Origin of the sequence: Paenibacillus sp. MAEPY2 (assembly GCF_000499205.1) — a bacterium.
In the GTDB taxonomy this organism is placed as follows: domain Bacteria; phylum Bacillota; class Bacilli; order Paenibacillales; family Paenibacillaceae; genus Paenibacillus; species Paenibacillus vandeheii.
This window is the reverse complement of sequence record NZ_AWUK01000010.1, coordinates 280382-299119: the sequence shown is the minus strand read 5'-3', so window position 1 is coordinate 299119 and position 18738 is coordinate 280382. Positions and strand designations below refer to the sequence as shown.

The 18738-nt window shown below is 47.5% G+C and carries 15 protein-coding genes; 7 read left to right on the top strand and 8 right to left on the bottom strand.

All coding sequences use genetic code 11. From position 1 onward, the window contains the following. Positions 1 to 342: 342 nt before the first annotated feature. Complete coding sequence (locus P364_RS38600; RefSeq protein WP_024629765.1) at positions 343 to 5538, bottom strand: rhamnogalacturonan lyase family protein; 5196 nt, start codon at positions 5536 to 5538, stop codon at positions 343 to 345. A 362-nt stretch (positions 5539 to 5900) separates the two neighbouring features. Between P364_RS38600 and P364_RS0108775 the strand changes: the two genes are divergently transcribed. Both P364_RS0108775 and P364_RS0108770 read left to right on the top strand, forming a co-directional pair. Continuing rightward, positions 5901 to 6524 carry an acetate uptake transporter gene (locus P364_RS0108775; protein ID WP_024629763.1) on the top strand — a complete coding sequence of 208 codons (624 nt, stop codon included), beginning with the start codon at positions 5901 to 5903 and terminating at the stop codon, positions 6522 to 6524. A 207-nt stretch (positions 6525 to 6731) separates the two neighbouring features. Then, positions 6732 to 7244, top strand: coding sequence for an acyl-CoA thioesterase (locus P364_RS0108770; RefSeq protein ID WP_024629762.1), 513 nt, complete (start codon positions 6732 to 6734; stop codon positions 7242 to 7244). 18 nt (positions 7245 to 7262) lie between these two features. Here P364_RS0108770 and P364_RS0108765 read toward each other — a convergent pair whose 3' ends face one another. Beyond that, on the bottom strand, positions 7263 to 7901 hold the full coding sequence (locus P364_RS0108765) for a TetR/AcrR family transcriptional regulator (RefSeq protein WP_024629761.1): 639 nt from the start codon (positions 7899 to 7901) through the stop codon (positions 7263 to 7265). Between the two features lie 196 nt (positions 7902 to 8097). On the opposite strand from P364_RS0108765, the gene P364_RS0108760 reads away from it, so the two are divergent. Further along, the gene (locus P364_RS0108760) at positions 8098 to 8865 is read left to right on the top strand and encodes an SDR family NAD(P)-dependent oxidoreductase (RefSeq protein WP_024629760.1); all 768 of its coding nucleotides are present in this window, start codon (positions 8098 to 8100) and stop codon (positions 8863 to 8865) included. A gap of 156 nt (positions 8866 to 9021) precedes the next feature. On the opposite strand, the gene P364_RS0108755 is transcribed toward P364_RS0108760, so the two are convergent. The 3 genes from P364_RS0108755 to P364_RS0108745 are packed head-to-tail and all read right to left on the bottom strand — an operon-like array spanning position 9022 to position 11369. Next, a complete protein-coding gene (locus tag P364_RS0108755; protein ID WP_052016567.1) occupies positions 9022 to 9330 on the bottom strand; it encodes a hypothetical protein in 309 nt (102 codons plus the stop codon). A gap of 60 nt (positions 9331 to 9390) precedes the next feature. Further along, a complete protein-coding gene (locus P364_RS0108750; protein ID WP_024629758.1) occupies positions 9391 to 10692 on the bottom strand; it encodes a sensor histidine kinase in 1302 nt (433 codons plus the stop codon). Continuing rightward, positions 10692 to 11369: a response regulator transcription factor gene (locus P364_RS0108745; RefSeq protein ID WP_024629757.1), complete on the bottom strand. Its 678-nt coding sequence runs from the start codon at positions 11367 to 11369 to the stop codon at positions 10692 to 10694. The genes P364_RS0108750 and P364_RS0108745 overlap by 1 nt, the downstream gene beginning before the upstream one ends. A 255-nt stretch (positions 11370 to 11624) precedes the next feature. Here P364_RS0108745 and P364_RS0108740 point away from each other — a divergent pair, with 255 nt between their 5' ends. Genes P364_RS0108740 through P364_RS0108730 form a run of 3 tightly spaced genes read left to right on the top strand, consistent with a single transcriptional unit; the run spans position 11625 to position 15469 of the window. After that, positions 11625 to 12443, top strand: a complete 819-nt coding sequence (locus P364_RS0108740; RefSeq protein ID WP_024629756.1) for a polyphosphate polymerase domain-containing protein — start codon at positions 11625 to 11627, stop codon at positions 12441 to 12443. Continuing rightward, positions 12436 to 13119, top strand: a complete 684-nt coding sequence (locus tag P364_RS0108735; protein WP_024629755.1) for a DUF4956 domain-containing protein — start codon at positions 12436 to 12438, stop codon at positions 13117 to 13119. Before P364_RS0108740 ends, P364_RS0108735 begins: the two co-directional genes overlap by 8 nt. A 22-nt stretch (positions 13120 to 13141) precedes the next feature. Then, positions 13142 to 15469: a carbohydrate-binding domain-containing protein gene (locus tag P364_RS0108730; RefSeq protein WP_024629754.1), complete on the top strand. Its 2328-nt coding sequence runs from the start codon at positions 13142 to 13144 to the stop codon at positions 15467 to 15469. Between the two features lie 86 nt (positions 15470 to 15555). Here P364_RS0108730 and P364_RS0108725 read toward each other — a convergent pair whose 3' ends face one another. Further along, positions 15556 to 16461, bottom strand: a complete 906-nt coding sequence (locus tag P364_RS0108725; RefSeq protein WP_024629753.1) for an alpha/beta hydrolase — start codon at positions 16459 to 16461, stop codon at positions 15556 to 15558. Between the two features lie 223 nt (positions 16462 to 16684). On the opposite strand from P364_RS0108725, the gene P364_RS0108720 reads away from it, so the two are divergent. Then, entirely contained in the window at positions 16685 to 17230 is a 546-nt protein-coding gene (locus tag P364_RS0108720; protein ID WP_024629752.1) for a TetR/AcrR family transcriptional regulator, read from the top strand. 45 nt (positions 17231 to 17275) lie between these two features. Here P364_RS0108720 and P364_RS0108715 read toward each other — a convergent pair whose 3' ends face one another. Both P364_RS0108715 and P364_RS0108710 read right to left on the bottom strand, forming a co-directional pair. After that, positions 17276 to 17854 carry a class I SAM-dependent methyltransferase gene (locus P364_RS0108715; protein ID WP_024629751.1) on the bottom strand — a complete coding sequence of 193 codons (579 nt, stop codon included), beginning with the start codon at positions 17852 to 17854 and terminating at the stop codon, positions 17276 to 17278. A gap of 157 nt (positions 17855 to 18011) precedes the next feature. Next, entirely contained in the window at positions 18012 to 18683 is a 672-nt protein-coding gene (locus P364_RS0108710; protein WP_024629750.1) for an FHA domain-containing protein, read from the bottom strand. Positions 18684 to 18738 lie beyond the last annotated feature (55 nt).

Here is an 18738-nt window from a genome sequence, read left to right as displayed (position 1 = left end):
GTCTGATCCCTCCTTATTTCTGTGTTACATTTTAGGTTTTCCTGTCAATCTATAGTTGGATTAACATATGGCATAGTTGGCATGGATGTTTTGTATGCTTCTCCAAATTTTGATAGTCACTGATACCATCTCTAGAGGGCGATCCACAAATGGCTCTGGAGCGCCTTATTGATGGTAAGATTGTAAGTTTACAAGCAAATTTCCCCCACTACCTTCACAATCAAACAGTTGTGTCATTATTGTGTATGTTAAAAAAAACAAAAAAGCACCTCTCGATCTACAGGCTACCCAAGGGGTTACCCTATATCGATAGAGAGGTGCTTCATCATTTGATCAGTTTAATTAATGCGTGACCTTCACTGTAATCAATTCACTTGAAACTGATCCACTTTCATTGATCCATTCCACAACGTATTTATACTCACCAGGTGCACGATCTTTGATCGCCGCTGTCGCTGTTTGTGCATTCGGGGATGCAGCAGTCAACGGTTGGCTGTCGATCTCTTGACCGTTCTCATACAGGCGATAGGAAGTGGCATTTGTGCCCCACCACATATTCATTGTAATGATATAGTTTCCATCTCCATCCCAATTGTCATGAGAGAGCACCGGTTTTGCTGGCGCTGCATCACGCACGGTTACGGTATGGGGAGCACATTCGGTCGTTCCCTTTGAATTGATCAATTCGCAAGTATATACATACGTACCGTTTACCCGACCCGAGATATTGGTAGATGCCTTTTGAGAGGAAGGGCTTGAGGCGGTGAGCTTCTGGGTATCGATCAGTTCACCGTTCTCATACAATTTATACTGTGTACCGTTATTCCCCCACCACATATTCATTGTGATAGTGTATGTTCCATCCGCCAAACCATCGCCATGCTGGTTATCGTCGGACAAGGACGGTACACCTGGTGCACCTGTGGCTTGGTCTGCGGCAATGACTGTCACTTCCACGGAAAGCTCGGTGATGAGCCCCGCGCCATTAACCGCCTTGGCTGTAAAGATGTGTTTTCCCACCAGACCCGTCAGTGCAATCTCATCACCTTGCTCTACGGCCTCACCATCCCAAGTCAATTCCAGAAGAGTGATTCCGGACTCCGGATCTTCTGCCTTCACATCAACTTGGAGTACATCCTCTTCGCTCATCTGTTCCGCAGGCATGCCAGTAATGACCGGAGGTGTCGTATCTTCGGGTTCTTGCGGAGCACCTACATAACGAATATTCGGTGCCGCTGGCTGCTCCATGCCTACTCCCAGATGGAAGCCGGTATGTGGCGGCTGGTTATAGGCTACATTTTGCCAGGCTACGCCAAGGCGATAGACCGGATCATGCATCAACGTGCGAATACGCACATCCGTCTCATCTGTCGTCGTATAAATGCGTAATTCCGAGCTGTCCTGACTGCGCCACATCACTTCTTCACGCCAGTCACCAAACAGGTCAGCTTGCAAACTTGGGTTGGCTTTGGTGCCATTGTTCGAAGCCGCGCCTGTTGCCGTCAGCAAATTCACTGTCGTTTGGTTCGCATAATCCCACTTGTCGATACGAATATCGTCCTGAAGCTCACGCAGCAGATCACCGTCCCACCAGATGCCGAAGTTCGTGGACGATGGAATCTTCGTCGTAATTAGTTCACCCTGAGCACTGTAAAGCCCGGTGATTGGAATATGTTCAGCATTGGTGATCGTTGCAGCCCACACTTCAGAGCCCGGATAATTTGGATCAATATCGGCGGCCATACCGCGTCCGGTATCGATGCCTGTGAACACACCCCAGAGAATCTCTCCTGTAGCGGCATCACGCATTTCCATACCGTACTGTGAATCTTTATGTTCATGTACGTCGAACACTTCCAATCCTGGACGAGTCGGGTCCAGATCGCTCAGATGCATGGCATCACCATGACCAAGCTTCGTATTGTATAACGGTTTGCCATCATCATCGATGGCCATTGCGCCAAATGTAATCTCATCCTTGCCGTCTCCATCCACATCTGCAACCGAGAGGTTATGGTTTCCTTGGCCTGCGTACTCGCCGTAGCCATCATCGTTGGAGTCAAAACGCCACACTTTGCTCAGCTTGCCATCACGGAAATTGTAGGACGCGAGCACGGTACGCGTATAATATCCACGGCTGAACATCGCACTAGGATGTTCACCGTCCAGATACGCCACCGCTGCGAGGAAACGGTCCACCCGGTTTCCATAGCCATCGCCCCATGAAGCCACATCTCCACGCGGTGGATCATATTCTACCGTATCCAGTGCTGCTCCGGTTTCACCATCAAACACCGTCAGGAATTCATCCCCAAGCAGAACGTAGCCCGAACTGTTCCGGTGGTCTGCATTGGCGTCACCAATGACTTTTCCTAGTCCATCGACGGTACCATCAGCGGTACGCATCATCAGTTCCGCTCTGCCGTCACCGTCGAAGTCATAGACCAGGAATGGAGAGTAGTGCGCACCCGCTCGGATATTCGGCCCCATATTGATGCGCCAGAGTCTTGTTCCATCCAGCTTGTAGGCATCCATATAGACAATACCGGTATATCCGGATTGAGAATTATCCTTGCCGTTGTTGGGCGACCACATCAGAACAATCTCATATTCACCATCACCATCGACATCGCCAACACTGGCATCACCCGCATAATACGAATACGGCTGTCCGTCTTTCGTATACGCATCCGCAGGTTTTTGCAGAGGTACAGACAGATACTGCTCCTGCCAAACGCCAAATTCCTTCGTTACTGCTTTTTCAATGCCATTTTGTACCGTCATGACCCGGTATTTGGACGCATCCGTTCCTTCGGCATCCGTAAAGTTGGTGCTTCCCGTTATCGGTTCATCGTTAAGCTTCACGCCATCCCGATACAGATTAAAGGCAATGGTCTCGGCATCCAGACCCAGCATGCGCCAGCCGATATAGTTGCCGTTTTCCGTTTTTACAGCGACCGGAGCACGGTCCAAATATTCCATTTCGCGATTCAGCGTCGTTGCTACCGGTGTTTCAAGTGCAGCCGAAAGTTCGGATACCCCACCCGCATTCACAGACGCCACTGTATAGAAATAAGGAATGGTACTGAGAATGGTGGAGTCTGTGTATACTGTCTCCTTGGTACGAGCAATTAGATCATACGGCCCATCCTGCTTCACAGCGCGATAGATTTGATATGCACGTGCACCTGCTGCTTCCGTCCAGCTGAAGGAAACATCATTTTTGTTGATGCTTTGTAACGACAGGCCTGAAGGAACCTCTGCCTTGTCTACAGATGAATCAATCGTCGATACAGGCAATGCATTGGATGCTACCGATTCTGTTCCTGTACGATCCGCAGCCGTTACCGTATATACATAATTCATGCCCAGGTCGACCTTGTTGTCGATATAGGTTGTTATATCGGTAGTTGCCAGCAACTCGGCCTTGGCCGCTCCAGTTGACTGACGGTATACCTTATACTGCACGTCATCCCCAATAGCGTCCCATGACAGTGCAGCAGTGATCGGATCATTCTCCAGATCCAGGCCATCCAGCTTCAGATTGGAAGGGGCCACCAATACAGGTGTAATCTCAAGCCCGTTGAGATGGGCCGTTTGCCCGCTGAAGATCAGATTCATCTGTCCATCCTGAACGTTTATCTGGTTGATCACTTTTTCGGCTATATTTTGAGCGCCGGAAGATACCGTTCCATAATCTTTGCCTTCAATATTGATGTTGGTCCGCGCCGAACCAATCCAGTCCCCCGTGTACGTCTTGACCGAATAGGTACCATTCGGCAGATCAATCTTGAATTCATATGAGCCGTTAAAATAGATCACGAAGTCACGACGCAGGTTATCCGTCGCACTGCCACGATCCCGATCGGCCATATTGGCGGAAGACGTTAATCCATAACCGCGTTCAGGCGTGTACAGCGTATTCCGATTGACTTCCTTATACCCTTCAGCAACCGGAGAACCTACCGGGCCAAAGTCATATCGATACGCTGCCGATTTGGTGGTGAAGCTGACTTCATCCGAAGGATCGGATTCGCCGCGACCATTCACAGCGGTTACTCGAACGGTGTACGACTTTCCTTCGACCAATCCGCTCAGCGTTAAAGTCGGTACGGTTGCCGTTCCTGCCAGCTTGTAGGCAGATTCCGGCTCTGTTGAAAGTTTGCGGTACACTTTGTAAATGTCTGCGTTGTCATCCGCCGTCCATCTCAATACTGCTCCGGCGTTGCTAATGCTGCCTGCCTTCAATCCAGCAGGTTTGGCTGGCAATTCAGCCGGAACTTCGGCATCCTGGACCGCTTCCGATAAGGGCAGATCCAGATCGCGAACCGCACCTGCAACCAGACGGGCGATCTGAATCGCTCCGTATTCCTGGAAGTGGGTATTATCCGTTGCCCCATTCGGGAACGCCTGATAGATACCTGGTGATACATGGAGGAAGACAGACAATGTCGCTTCCGGTCCAATGGAATCATAGTACGCAATGCTGAGGGCGCTCAGATCGATCAGCTTCACATTTTTCTCTGAAGCTACTTCCTTCATCGCCTGCACATATTCTGGGAAGGATACATTGAACTTGCCTGTGTCTGCGTTAAAGTCCCTACGCCCCATTGGCGTTACCAGAATTGGCGTAGCTCCCCGCTGCTGCACGCCGTCTATGTAGGTTTTCAGATAGTTCTTGTAATCGGCGGGTGAAGCATAGCGGTCAGGAACACTGATCGTTGCATCATTGTGTCCGAACTGCACGAACAGATAATCTCCCGGACGAATGAGGCGAAGAATTTCATCCAATCGGCCTTCAAAAATAAAGGATTTGGAACTGCGTCCACCAATGGAATGGTTTTTAATCTCCACGGCATCACTGAAAAAGGACGGGAACATTTGTCCCCAACCCGCTTGGGGTTCCCAATACGGATTATAGGTCTGCATCGTGGAGTCACCTGCAAGGTACACAGCAGGTTTGTTACCTGCTTCGCGTTCCTGCTGTTTGGTGATCACGAGTGCATTGATATTGGCGGCCGTTCCGGAGAATTCAAAGTTCATCTGCCCATCCACCAGTGCAATATCGAAGCTCATCTCCAGATATTCACCCGCTGGCTTGGTGTTCTGTTGAACCTTGCTCATGCTCTCCACTTTGATCGCAATATCCGTGCTGCCTGCACTGTCACCAGCGACAAGGGAGACGGTGTAGTCACCGTTCGGCAGATCTACCTTAAATCCGCTCCCATCAGCAACGGTGGCAAAATCCGATTTGATCGGATCACTTGTACCCCGATCCTGCACCGTTACCTTGGACACATCGGTGAATCCATAGCCACGTTCCGTGGAATATGAAGACGCTGCGTCCACGCCTGTATATCCATTCGCAACAGCTCCTGAACCAAAGTCGAATTTATAAGTGCCTCCTCCCGCAGCTTCATCAGCCGATACGGCTGCACTTGCTGTTGGTGTGCCAAACAGGCTCCCCCACCCCAGACTGGAAATGGTAAATACCCATAGGAGCAAAACCAAGCCAACTTGCCGCGTCTTCGCGATCATGAACACCCATCCTTTCGTTTCCTCATCAATGAATGATTACAACCAGAACGATGGTACAACTTTTAAGTAAGCGGTTACATTACCACTCGATACTATCCCTTCTTCCAGGGAATGAACATGCAATTTTCCGTCTTTTTCCACCAAAAAACCGATCTCTTCATTTTTGATCTCTACCACAAGCCTTACAAGGGATCGGATAATGCTCCAAAAGGTAATAAAATCCCTTTTCATACGTAATTCATTCAGGTACAATAGGGCGATGTGTGTGTCCGGACCAGGCGGATGCGAATTAAGAAATATAGAGGACGGTTCAGCTTCTAGCGGATCATCCTGATTTGATTATTTGGAGGCTCATCAACACCATGCAAACTGATTCACAGACTAAAGTCAAAATCATAAACGCCGATCCCAGCGCGATGGGATTATTTGGGTTGGCTATCGTTACTCTGGTCGCTTCCTCCCAAAAGCTTGGCATTACAGATGGCCTTAGTTACGCCATTCCTTGGGCGATTTTCCTCGGTGCCTTTGCCCAGCTGTTCGCTTGCATTCAAGATTCCAAACGCAACAATACCTTTGGTACAACTGCCTTCGGCGCATACGCATTCTTCTGGTTCGCCATGGGTGCCAACTGGTTGATCAAAATGGGCGTGTTTGGCTCCACTCTTGCAGAGCAGGCAGATGGCAAGCAGCTCGGATTTGCTTTTGCCGGATACCTCGTGTTCACCCTGTTTATGACACTGGGTGCCGTTGAAGCCAATAAAGTATTGCTCATCATTTTCATTCTCATTGACTTCCTGTTCCTTGGCCTGACCTTTGACGCTTTCGGCGTAGCTCCTCATATCTTCCATACCATTGCAGCTTATGCTGAAATGGGAATCGGAATCGTGTCGTTGTACGGCACAGGCGCTTCTGTACTGAATGCTCATTTTGGCTACACGTTCCTGCCCGTTGGCGGACCGTCTGGCATTTTCAAAGCCAAGGCTTAATATACAGCATCAAACCGCCAGGGCGCCGGTCCCGCCTGGCGGTTTTTTTGATTCATGCTTCACTTGAATATGGATATGACCGACACCTATACTAGAACTAACATATAGAGACGATGGACACAGCAAGTCTTGCAGAGTACATCAGCCATACTGTCAGGAGGACCATAAAGAATGAGAGAGATACCTAAACCTACGGAGTCTGATCAAGTGGAGAGAAAGTATGTGCGTGAAACACGTTGTTTTAAGACGGCGAGAGTGTTCCCAACCGATGTGAATAATCATAATACGTTGTTTGGCGGCAAACTCATGTCCTACATCGATGACATCGCATCGATTGCTGCATCCAAGTTATGCCGGGTCAATACCGTCACAGCTTCTACCGATTCGGTCGATTTCTTGTATCCGATTAATCCGACGGATTCGGTGACGTTGGAATCCTTCGCATCCTGGACAGGACGAAGTTCGATGGAGATTTTTGTGAAGGTAATCCGCGAGGATCTGAAGACGGGGGAGAAGAAGATTGCGGCGACGGCATTCCTCACCTTTGTTGCGTTGGATGAAAATAACCGCAAACTTATCGTTCCTCGCATCATTCCGGAGACGGAGGAAGAGAAGAAATTATATGAGACCGCTCCAGCTCGGGCGGCCATGCGGAAACAACGGCGGGAAGAAAGTAAGAATTTCGCCGACTTCCTCACCGTTAGTTATCCTTGGGAATAAGAAAACCGAACAAGTTATTCAGTCCTGCAGCTTGCGTTCATGAATGGTCCGACCCTTCTGCCCTGGTTCAATCAGGAGACGGGTCGGTTTAATGTTTATCAGTGCAGTCAGCTGCTCCCCCATGTAATGGGAAGAATACTTGAACCCAATCTCTGCCCAGTGCATAATCACACCAACGGTGGCAGATACCAGATAACTCAGCATAATGTCATAATTAATGGTGTAGTCGCTGTCTTCGGTCACCAGTACAAAATCCTCAGTTAAGTAGGTTCTGAACATATTGAAGAGTCTGGTTCCCATATCACCATGCATCGTCATCAAGGCTCGAAAGATGTCCTGGTGCGCTTCAATATATTTAAACACAGGCATTGTTGATGGCAGCAATGCCGTCATATCCACTTCTTTTAACTCCGCATAAGGTGAAGCATAAGCTTGTCCAACTCCCTGCATGAAATCATCCAGGATAAATTGCAACAGCTCGGGTTTGCCGGGAAAATGTAAATAGAACGTTCCCCGGTTGTAATCCGCCCGCTCCGTAATGTCACGAATCGTGACGGCTTCAGCTCCCTTTTCCAATATCAAAGAAACTGCCGCAGCAATGATAGCATCCTGCGTTCTTCGTGCTCTCCGATCCTGAGGGTGTTCGATAATCAACATTTCCACCTCCTCTGTCCATTATTGTAACCTAAATGAACACCGCTTACATCTCTGTCCGATAGCTGACATATGCGCTGTCAATGATGATTGTCACATTTCTATGTATATCTTAACATTGAGATAGGAACGATAGACGACAGGTTCACTGTTTTTTCACAGTTCACCTGATCTTAATGATAGAAGGAGCGGAACACTCATGAGTACATCCTATACCCAAACAGCCGTTATTACAGGAGCAGCCGGAGGCATCGGTAAAGAACTGGCACGTCGCCTTGCTGAACGCAAAATTAATCTGGTACTGGTTGATCTGAACGAGGAAGCCATCCAGCAAACCATTACGGATCTGCAACTCGACAAGGAGCACGTCATTGCGGTGAAAGCCAACGTATCTCAGGAAGCCGATGTGAAAAACTATGTGCAGCAAGCACTTGATGCGTTTGGCCGAATCGATTATTTTGCCAATAATGCTGGGATTGAAGGTCCGACAGGGCTTATTGAAGACCTTAGTGTTGAAGCCCTCGACCTCGTATATAACGTCAATGTGCGTGGAGTCTTCCTTGGTCTTCAGAACGTTATCCCTGTCATGAAAAAACAAAAATCAGGCGCGATTCTGAATACCTCTTCCCTTGCAGGTCTGATGGGAGCTCCAGCTGTCTCTCCCTATATTATGTCCAAACATGCTGTTATTGGCCTCACTCGCACAGCAGCGAATGAACTCGCACCTCATGGTATCCGGGTCAACGCGGTATTGCCAGGCACCATTAATACCCGCATGATGCGCCAAATCGAGGCAAATTCCGGTAACGTGGACGATTATCAATCCGCTACCGTAGCCAGCATTCCGATGGGCCGCTATGGTGAGCCGGAAGAAGTTGCGGCAATTATGAACTTCCTGTTATCGGAAGAAGCTTCTTATGTCACCGCTTCACTCTATACGGTCGATGGCGGTATGATGGGTCAATAAGCAGTTAGTTGGAAAAAGAGTGCTTAGAAACGGGGCTTACCTATAAGGCCCGCCCCGATGAAAGTCAAAATGACCTCAACATCCACCGTAACGTGGAAGCTGAGGTCATTTCTTTGAAATCAAACACCGGGTGCACAACCGCAAAACTAAACCGTGTTAATCCACGTAGCCTGCGAGACCTTTTTCCATCAAATAGTCCATTTCGGCATCCAAAATGCCTTCCACGGTGAGCTCGTCGAGCTTTACATCTTTGCGGCTCAGAATGTAATCGGCCAGATCATCACCGTCGATATCCACATCGCCTTTGGCATTTTCATGCGCCTTGTTAATATACGCCTGCTCATGCTTCAGGACCAGAGCGATATTTGCTTCGCTTGCCTTCGTCTTCTCCGCAATATATGCCTTCATTTCCTGTTCATTGATTGAATTTGCTTCAGTCACGATAAAGTCAGCTCCTTGATTCATACATACTGTTGCCATTGTAGCATAGGTTAACCCACAACAGACATGTCTTATTCCTTATCCCTAGGATAAACGAACGTAGAATGTTGCGCCTTCCCCCACCACACTGCGTGCATATATCTCGCCTTTGTGCTGTTCCACGATCGACCTTGCAATCGCAAGACCCAGTCCATGTCCACCATGTTTGCGTGCTCTGGAGGCATCCGTGCGATAGAAGCGATCGAAGATTCGGTCCAGATGTTCAGGCGCGATGCCCTCTCCCGTGTTGGAAACGGCCAGCACAACGTCGTTGTTCTGTTTCTTCAACGATACGTTGACCGAGCCTTTGGCTCTGGAGTATTTCACGGCATTATCAAGCAGGATGAGAATGACCTGTTTGATCTGTTCGCTGTTGCCATGGACCATGAGCTGCGGCTCAATGCTGTAGTCCAGAGATATATTTTTCTCGAAAATGACCGCTTCCATCGTCAAAATGATCGTTTCCACTGCATCGCTCATATTGAACTTGGCATGAATCATCGATGATCGCGAATCATCAATTTGAGTCAGATATAACAGATCATTCGTTAGTCCCGACATGCGTTCCGTTTCCGATTTGATATAAAGCAGCCATTTGGCCTGGTTCTCAATCGTATCCTCCCGGTTCGCAAGCAGCACATCCGTGTTGGTATTAATGATAGCCAGCGGCGTTTTCAGTTCATGCGAAGCATCGGCTATGAACTGCTTTTGTTTCTCGAAGGCTTCCTTGACCGGGGTAATGGAACGATTGGCGAAATAGCGGCTCAGGAAGTAGATGGCGATCAGCATGATCAAACCTACGATGGCAAACGTATAAATCAGATTCGTAAGGATACCCTGTTGGGCTGTCACATCCATGAACACAATCATGTGCCCGGTGCTGCTCGGATCGATTACATACGCCCAGTCCGTCCCATTCAGCGTAAACTGACCGGTCTTCCGGTCCAGATTATCGACTTTATTCACCTTTTGCAATGCTTCGGTATAGAACGTGTCGTCCATATCAAATCTGGAGTGCGTATCCGTAATTGTCCATGCAGTGTCTGTCTTGATCATGAACGACACGGAACGCCCTGGCGGTGAATTCGGATCACTCCCTGGAGCTCCGTTTTCTATAGAGTCAGATGGGGGGGACCCCGTTCCCGAATCCCGATCTTCTCCACGCTGCATTTTGGTGGAATTGTACGGACCATGATAGAAATCCGATACTTTGAACAGCTCCATATTGGTTTCCCGCTGCACATTCTGGTACGTAATCATGTAGATCGTGGCAAAGGCAACCAGCATCATAATCGAGATGGATACCAGGTTCACGATCAGAAATCGGTTTCTGAGTTTCTTGAACATCAGGACGTCACCTCAAGTACGTACCCCACACCCCGAATCGTATTAATGCGGACCGAAGAGTTCAGGAAGGTTAATTTTTTGCGCAAAAACGAGATGTACACCTCCACATTGTTATACTCCACTTCCGAATCGAAACCCCATAACTTCTCAATAATCTGCTCTTTGGAGGTAATGGCCTGTTTGCGCGTAATCAGCAGTTCCAGCAGCTCATTTTCCTTCAGATTCAGCTTGATTTCCTTGCCTTGCACACTCAGCTTCAGCTGCGTCGTATTCAGTTCGATGTCACCGAACTTCAGTCCATCCTCCGGAACAACTTCTCCCTTCCTTCTCAGAGCGGCCCGAATCCGGGCGAGCAATTCCTCCGTCGCAAAGGGCTTCGCTATATAATCATCGGCTCCATAATCCAGCCCGGTCACTTTGTCTGAAATTTCTCCTTTGGCTGTGAGCAGAATGACGGGCGTATGATTGCCTTCGCTGCGCAGTTTCTTCAGCACGGTAATCCCGTCCATTTCCGGCATCATGATGTCGAGCAGTAATAGATCATAGATTCCGCTCAACGCATAATCCAGACCCGCTCTCCCGTCATGCACCATGTCTACAGAGTAATTGTGTTTTTTCAATATTTGCGATACGGCTTCTGCCAAATGAACCTCATCTTCCGCAATAAGTATTCTCATCGGTTCTTCATTCCTCTGCATGAATTGGTTTCGATATATGTCAATCTATTATACCAACGATTGTAGCAACCGAACCTTGAATCAATCTTAATTCAACTTTTTTCGCGGACTATTAAAGGAAAGTAAAAAAAGATCAACGGAATGTAAAATCATTCATTTAAGATTCATTCAAGGTTGGCGCTCTAAGATACAGACATGGAAGCAATACACGAGGAATCAAAACATACAAAACATGGATGAAAGGACTGAATCCCAATGGCAATTGAAGTATTCAACCGATATGAGAGCAAGTATCTCCTGACGGATGAGCAATACGAGAACTTTTACACCGACCTGCTGAAATATATGGAGCTGGATGCCTTTAACAAGAAACACGAGTTCTACTCCATCAGCAACCTGTACTTCGACACTCCGCAGGATTCCCTGATCCGCGCCAGTCTCTCCAAGCCCAAATACAAGGAGAAGCTGAGACTGCGGGCATACGGAGTACCTGAAGAAAATGCGAAGGTCTATCTGGAGATCAAAAAGAAAGTATTTGGCCTGGTGAACAAACGCCGAACTGCCCTGAAGCTGGACGAGGCATACGAATTCGTTCAGACAGGCAAGGCACCTGATCTGGCGGATTACATGAACAAACAGGTCCTCGAAGAGATCAAATACTTCCTACGGCTGTACGATCTCGAACCGAAGGTCTATCTGGCGTATGAACGCAAGGCTCTATTCGATAAGAACAGCCGCGATCTCCGCATCACCTTTGATACCAACATCCGCAGTCGCAGATACGATCTGAAGCTGGAGCAGGGAGATTACGGTGAGCCGCTGGTGAAAGACGGGCGCTGGCTGATGGAAGTCAAAGCCGAGAAAACCGTTCCGATGTGGCTCTCCCAACTGTTATCCGAACACGGTCTTTATCGCACCGGATTCTCGAAATACGGCAATGAGTACAGACATCTGGCCAGAACAACCAATCTGAACTACCAGACTGAACGAGAATTGCTGCCGGGTACCGATTTCAACCCATCCATCCAACAAGAAAAAACAATCACAGAAAGAGAGCGTGTCCTGTATGCTTGATTCCATCTTTAGTTCTGCACTAACCGATACAACTCTGACCTTCAGCAATGCCATCGTTACCATCGGCCTTGCCATCATTATGGGGGCCATTATCAGCCTGACATACATGAAGACGAATCAAAGCACATACTCCCAGAGCTTTACGCTAACGATGGTTGTCTTGCCCGTCATCGTAGCCATTATCATTCTTCTGATCGGCAGCAACATTGCCCGTGCATTCAGCCTGGCCGGTGCCTTCTCCATCATCCGATTCAGAAGTGCGCCTGGTGACCCGAAAGACATTGCTTACGTTTTGTTCACCATGGCTTCCGGTCTTGCCTGCGGTGTAGGCGCATTCGGTTATGCTGTACTGTTTACCATCATCCTGTGTGTACTGATGTTTGTCCTGAGCCGCTTCAACTTCGGAGCGAAGAAAAGCCAGCAAAAAACATTGAAAGTGACCATTCCCGAGAATCTGAGTTACGAAGAAGCGCTCGACGAAGTATTCCACAAATTCAATGTGGTTCATGAGCTCAAAAAAATCAGAACAACCGAGCTTGGCAGTCTGTACGAGCTGGTCTACAACGTCAACATTCATGAAAGTGTCAATCAAAAAGAATTTCTCGATATGATCCGTACCCGTAACGGTAATCTGGATATCTCGTTAACCATGAGTCCAACAACCACTGAATATTAAAATTCGAAGGGAACGATATAATATGAAAAAGAAAATTATAACTGGCAGCAAACTGTGGTCCGTCGCGATGATTACGGCAATGGTTACAGCATGCAGCTCTCCGGCAGCAACCAGCAGCACCGCAAATGCCGCAGTGTCAACGACAGGGACAACCAAAACCGTATCCGTTAGTGAACAAACCTCGGTGAAGTATGCCGATCTGGTCACTCTGGATGCAGATGATACCAATGTTAGCTGGAGTGCAACGGATTCCACAACGATCAAGTTGAACGGTACGACCGCTTCCATCACAGGATCAGGTGCAAAAGCAGCAAACGGATCGGTAACCATCTCCGCAGCGGGTACTTATGTCCTTAGCGGCAAGCTTACGGATGGACAGATTGTAGTCAATGTTGCAGATAAGGGTACCGTACATCTGGTATTAAACGGGGCAACCATCAATGATAACGACAGTGCAGCCATCTATATCCAGAAAGCGGGCAAAGCCATCATTACGCTGGAGGAAGGAACCGAGAATGCTGTCTCCGATGGCAAGACATACGTATATGCAGACGATACAACGGATGAGCCGGATGCAGCCTTCTTCAGCAAGGCAGATCTGACGTTCAATGGTACAGGCAAGCTGACGGTTACAGGTAATTACAATGAAGGTATTACGAGCAAGGATGATTTGAAAATCATCAGTGGCACAATCAACGTCAAATCTGCCGATGACGGCATCAAAGGTAAAGATATGGTAGCGATTCAAGCCGGTACAATTACCGTTAATTCAGAAGGTGACGGCATCAAATCCACAAACGATACGGATACGACCAAAGGCTTCGTTGCCATTTCTGGAGGTACATTCAACATCAACAGCGGTAGCGACGGCATTCAAGCGGAGACCGCATTGGTTACCGATGGCGGCACATATAACATCGTAACCGGAGGCGGCAGTGCCAATGCACCAGCCAAAGTAGAAGAAGGACCATTTGGCGGCGGTGGCGGTGGATGGGGTGGCGGTACACCTCCAACCGATATGGGCACACCACCGGATGGAGAACCACCTGCCGGTATGCCAAGCAATGATGGAACGAACGCAACAGGCGCAGCTCCATCCAGCTCGACCAATGCAACAGCACCTGCTGATTCCAATGCAGATGCAGACACAAGCACAACAACAACAGAAGAAGAAACAACGAGTGCCAAAGCACTTAAAGCCGGGGCTGACCTTACCGTCAATGGCGGTACGTATACGATCGATTCCATGGATGATTCCCTGCACAGCAACAACAATGTGACGGTGAACGACGGCAAATTCAGCATTGAATCCGGTGATGACGGCATTCATGCAGATCAGGCGCTTACCATTAACGGCGGAACGATCGTGATTGCCAAGAGTTATGAAGGCCTTGAAGGTGCAATCATCACCCTGAACGATGGGGATGTGGATGTAACTGCATCAGATGATGGCGTGAATGCTTCCGGTGAAATAACTGCAACTGACGCTGATGCGGATGCAGCAACCACTGCAGATGATAGCACTCAAGGAGCCGATACAACTGCAGTCTCCAACATTTCTGTTACAGAGACGACTGGCACAACATCAACTACGAATCAAGCAGATCAAAGTACAGACGCGAATAGCAATACTCGCCCACAAGGCGGTGCTCCAGGTGGTATGCCGGGTGAATCTGCCAGCAACAGTGCGCTTCATATCAACGGCGGTTCTCTCACCGTCAATGCTGGCGGCGATGGACTGGATTCAAATGGCTCCATCTATATGACAGACGGAACCGTCATTGTGAACGGTCCAACAGACAATGGCAACGGAGCACTGGATTATGACGGTAACTTCGAGCTGAGCGGCGGATATCTTGTCTCAGCGGGAAGCTCAGGTATGGCTCAGGCAACATCTGAAGCATCGACTCAAAATACCATTGCCATGACGTTCCCTGAAACGCTAAAAGCAGGAACACTAGTGCATGTGGAAGATAGCGAAGGCAACAATATCCTGACCTTTGCTCCAGCGAAAGATTATCAAACGGTAGTTATTAGCTCCCCGGATCTGAAAAAAGACGGTTCTTATGTGATCTACTCCGGCGGAACATCGACTGGCAAAGCAGTGGATGGACTCTATACAGACGGAACGTATAGTGGCGGAACCAAAGTCGTTGCCTTCCAATCCACAAGCAACGTAACTTGGGTGAATGAATCTGGTGTAACAACTGCCAATTCAGGTATGGGTGGTCCAGGCGGAGGCCGTGGCCAAGGTGGTTTCGGAGGCGGAAGAAACAGAACAGAGTCCGGTACATCGGGCACAACAACCGATACCACAGGAACAACGGGCACTACGGATACCGCGAAGTAAGTTAAAACTTCAGTCAAAAACCCAGCTACCTTCATGCGAAGATTGCTGGGTTTCTTCATTTTATATGTTCTATGAATAATATCTTCTTAAAGATTATTGCCAAAGAACTCTGTTAACTTCGGTACAGCTCGATCCACATCTTTATCGTACAGAGAGATATGTGTCGCACCCTCAACCCAGAACAATTCTTTTGATCCGTTCGATAATTCAAAAACCTGTTTACTGTAATCTCGTGTGTCTTCTGCCTCCGTACCTGCGATTATCAAAAGCGGTTGTGTTAAGAAATTACTGATTTTTTCGTCTATTGCAGAAAATGACAAGATTTTGTTAACGCTAGTTAACAAAAACCGATTACTTGAGTTTGGATGCTGGGCTCTTGGTGTTCTGTAGTATTCATAACGTTCCCGTAAATACGATGGTGTATGTTCATCAAATGCTTCAGGGGAATCGGGCACATAATTCTGGAACACGGATTCTGCTCCATTTGCTTCTGCAGTACGCTGTTTCGCAACCGCTTCAAGTGTTTGCAATTGTGCTTCAATGCTGCCTGTTTCTTCCCGGAACATAGCACCGATATCAACTGCACTAACCGTTGCTAATGCTTTGATGCGACGTTCAGTTTGGGCTGCAACTACGGCATAACCGCCACCGGCACAAATACCAAGTGCTCCAATCTTTTCTTGGTCAACAAACGGAAGGGTTGTTACATAATCCACAGCAGAGCGTACATCTTCCACTCGGACATACGGGTCTTCAAGCAAACGTGGTTCTCCTTCGCTTTCTCCCTGATGAGATGCATCATATGCTAATGCAACATAACCTTTGTCAGAAAGTTTTTGTGCATATAGACCTGCCGTTTGTTCTTTTACTCCTCCACCAGGGTGTACAACAACAATCCCAGAATATTTTTTACTTTCATCGAATCCTTCTGGCAAGTAAAGGTTACCCGCCATGTTTAACTGACCATTTTTAAAAGCTACTGATTTTTTCATGTTTTTTCTCCTTTTTGTAAAAAAATATTGGAAATTATATTTTGTTTGATGCCCTTACTTATCTATTGTTTTTTGTTACTACCGCTGTTACTCTTGTGTGTATTAATGACCAGATGTATAATATTAAGGTGCATAATTGAAAACATCAATGACCACATTCTCAACTTTGAGTTTTAATACACACGATTTAAAAACTGTGTATTAAATAAAGGGAGTTTTATTTATGAGTACAATAGATCGTAGAAAACTAAAATCACAAAAAGCTATTCAATCAGCCTTTTTAGAAATGTTAATCGAAATAGGGTTTGATGATATTACCGTTAAAGATATTGCAGAGAAAGCTGATCTGGGTAGAAAAACGTTCTATTTACACTATGTAGATAAATATGACTTATTAGACCACATTGTAGATTGTCATTTGAAAGAACTCGAGGAGATATGTGAATATAAGCAGAATGTTGATTTTTATAAAGGTTCTGTAACATGGTTTGAATATTTTGAAACACATAAAAATTTCTTTGCATCGCTCTTTAAAAGCACGAGTACCTTTTCTTTTAGAAAAAAACTTTTAAAGTTTGTTATGAATGATATTGAAAAAAGGCTAGATGCTTCATCCACTGAGAATAAACAATTCGATAAAAATATTGTTTTGAAATTTTTAGGCATGGCTGTTGTTGGGGTTATGGAATCTTTTGTTTTGGAAGAATTAACAGGAAGTACTGAAACAGTAGCAATCCAAGTTGGGCTATTAGTTAAAAATAATATTTAACATATTCACCTCTAACCGAGTGTCTTTGTTCTGGCCCGTTAGCGCTTAGAACGTATACACATACACCTTGGTCCGTAACGTATCCCGGCACGTGATTGTCCGTAGGGGCACCTTGCCTGGAAGTGCAAAACAGACACTAATTACCTTTGCTCCTGGCGGCAGCTCACGGCTGAATTTGTCCACGAGCCGATCCATCGCACCAGGGAACAAGTAACAGATAACGCAATCTGCATGTTCATATGAACGGGTATAGATGTTGCCACGAACAAATCGCAGCCGTCCCTCCAGAGAATGGCGTTTTCCCTTCACTCTCCGCAAGCGGACACTTAGAAAAGCAAACAGTTGGGAAGCCCACAAGGGAACGATAGAATTCTCAATACCCGTAAGCCGTTTACCAGGGCAATGCCTAACCACGTCCAGTGCCAACGTTCCCCACCCGGAGCCCGCTTCAATAACATCGCCGTAGCCTGGAATACGATTAACCTCTCGGATGACCGTATGCCTGACAAGGCGGGAAGTCGGCATCGGCGAGATTCCGTTTTTCCAACTGACCAGCACGATAGATATCACAGATATAAGTGTCACCACAGCAATCAGCCATGGTATAAATTGAAATATGAACATAACCTCAACCCTTTGGATTTAATAAAAAAAGTGGTAATCGCACCTTCATCATAACAAAAGAAGCTTCCCCGGGTCCAAACAAGACCTGGCAGAAGCTTCCTTCTTTTTATTCCATTATGGCTTACTCTTATTCCATCCTGCTGCTCATTCCACGCATTCAATCCGGTACATGGGACTTCATGTATACCCCTTTTTTGTAGACCGACTTGATTGTAAAATGAACCCCCAGCTTGCGATTCGTCCGGTAGATCAGCGAGTTAATCTCGTCAATGCCTACCGACTCACTCTCCAGCATGCTTCGCTCCGGCCACACTTGCCCGACAATCTGCTCCCGGGTCACAAAGTGGTCCAACTGACTGTAGAGCAGCTTGAACAGCTGGTACTCCTTCTTGGACAGTGGAATCTCCACCTCGCCAATCTGCACGGTTTGCAGGTGATCCTGCAAACGCACACCCTCGCCCAGCAGATCGGATATCCGATATTCTCTCGTTTCTTCAAGATCTCCCTCTGTGCGAAGCTGGATCAAGCCGTTGACCAGAGTCAGGCTGTCTCCCTCGGCAAAGGGGTATTTCTCATAGGGAACGAGGCGCTGCCCGTTCAATTCCGTTCCATTTTTGCTATCCAGATCCTCAATCCACAGCTGATGCTGCTCATCATAATGAATGCGGCAATGCCGCTTCGATATCAACTGATTGTAGACAGACAAGTCCAATTCATCTCCACCCGTATAACGCCCCACTGTAATGGAGCGCCCCTGGCTGACATAAGCGAACGAACCGTCACTTTCCTGCCCTGGCGTACGAATGACGATTTTTGCCGTCTCCCGCATGTTATTCTCCCACCTTCAAATATCACTCGATCTCTATGAGCGTTCCGTTCATACA

Bases quoted from the DNA above. Each gene is read 5' to 3' on its own strand.
- P364_RS0108740 (WP_024629756.1), top strand. From the start codon at position 11,625: ATGGCAATTGAAGTATTCAACCGATATGAGAGCAAGTATCTCCTGACG.
- P364_RS0108745 (WP_024629757.1), bottom strand. From the start codon at position 11,369: ATGAGAATACTTATTGCGGAAGATGAGGTTCATTTGGCAGAAGCCGTA.
- P364_RS0108720 (WP_024629752.1), top strand. From the start codon at position 16,685: ATGAGTACAATAGATCGTAGAAAACTAAAATCACAAAAAGCTATTCAA.
- P364_RS0108710 (WP_024629750.1), bottom strand. From the start codon at position 18,683: ATGCGGGAGACGGCAAAAATCGTCATTCGTACGCCAGGGCAGGAAAGT.
- P364_RS0108750 (WP_024629758.1), bottom strand. From the start codon at position 10,692: ATGTTCAAGAAACTCAGAAACCGATTTCTGATCGTGAACCTGGTATCC.
- P364_RS38600 (WP_024629765.1), bottom strand. From the start codon at position 5,538: ATGATCGCGAAGACGCGGCAAGTTGGCTTGGTTTTGCTCCTATGGGTA.
- P364_RS0108760 (WP_024629760.1), top strand. From the start codon at position 8,098: ATGAGTACATCCTATACCCAAACAGCCGTTATTACAGGAGCAGCCGGA.
- P364_RS0108730 (WP_024629754.1), top strand. From the start codon at position 13,142: ATGAAAAAGAAAATTATAACTGGCAGCAAACTGTGGTCCGTCGCGATG.
- P364_RS0108735 (WP_024629755.1), top strand. From the start codon at position 12,436: ATGCTTGATTCCATCTTTAGTTCTGCACTAACCGATACAACTCTGACC.
- P364_RS0108725 (WP_024629753.1), bottom strand. From the start codon at position 16,461: ATGAAAAAATCAGTAGCTTTTAAAAATGGTCAGTTAAACATGGCGGGT.
- P364_RS0108775 (WP_024629763.1), top strand. From the start codon at position 5,901: ATGCAAACTGATTCACAGACTAAAGTCAAAATCATAAACGCCGATCCC.
- P364_RS0108755 (WP_052016567.1), bottom strand. From the start codon at position 9,330: ATGAATCAAGGAGCTGACTTTATCGTGACTGAAGCAAATTCAATCAAT.
- P364_RS0108765 (WP_024629761.1), bottom strand. From the start codon at position 7,901: ATGTTGATTATCGAACACCCTCAGGATCGGAGAGCACGAAGAACGCAG.
- P364_RS0108715 (WP_024629751.1), bottom strand. From the start codon at position 17,854: ATGTTCATATTTCAATTTATACCATGGCTGATTGCTGTGGTGACACTT.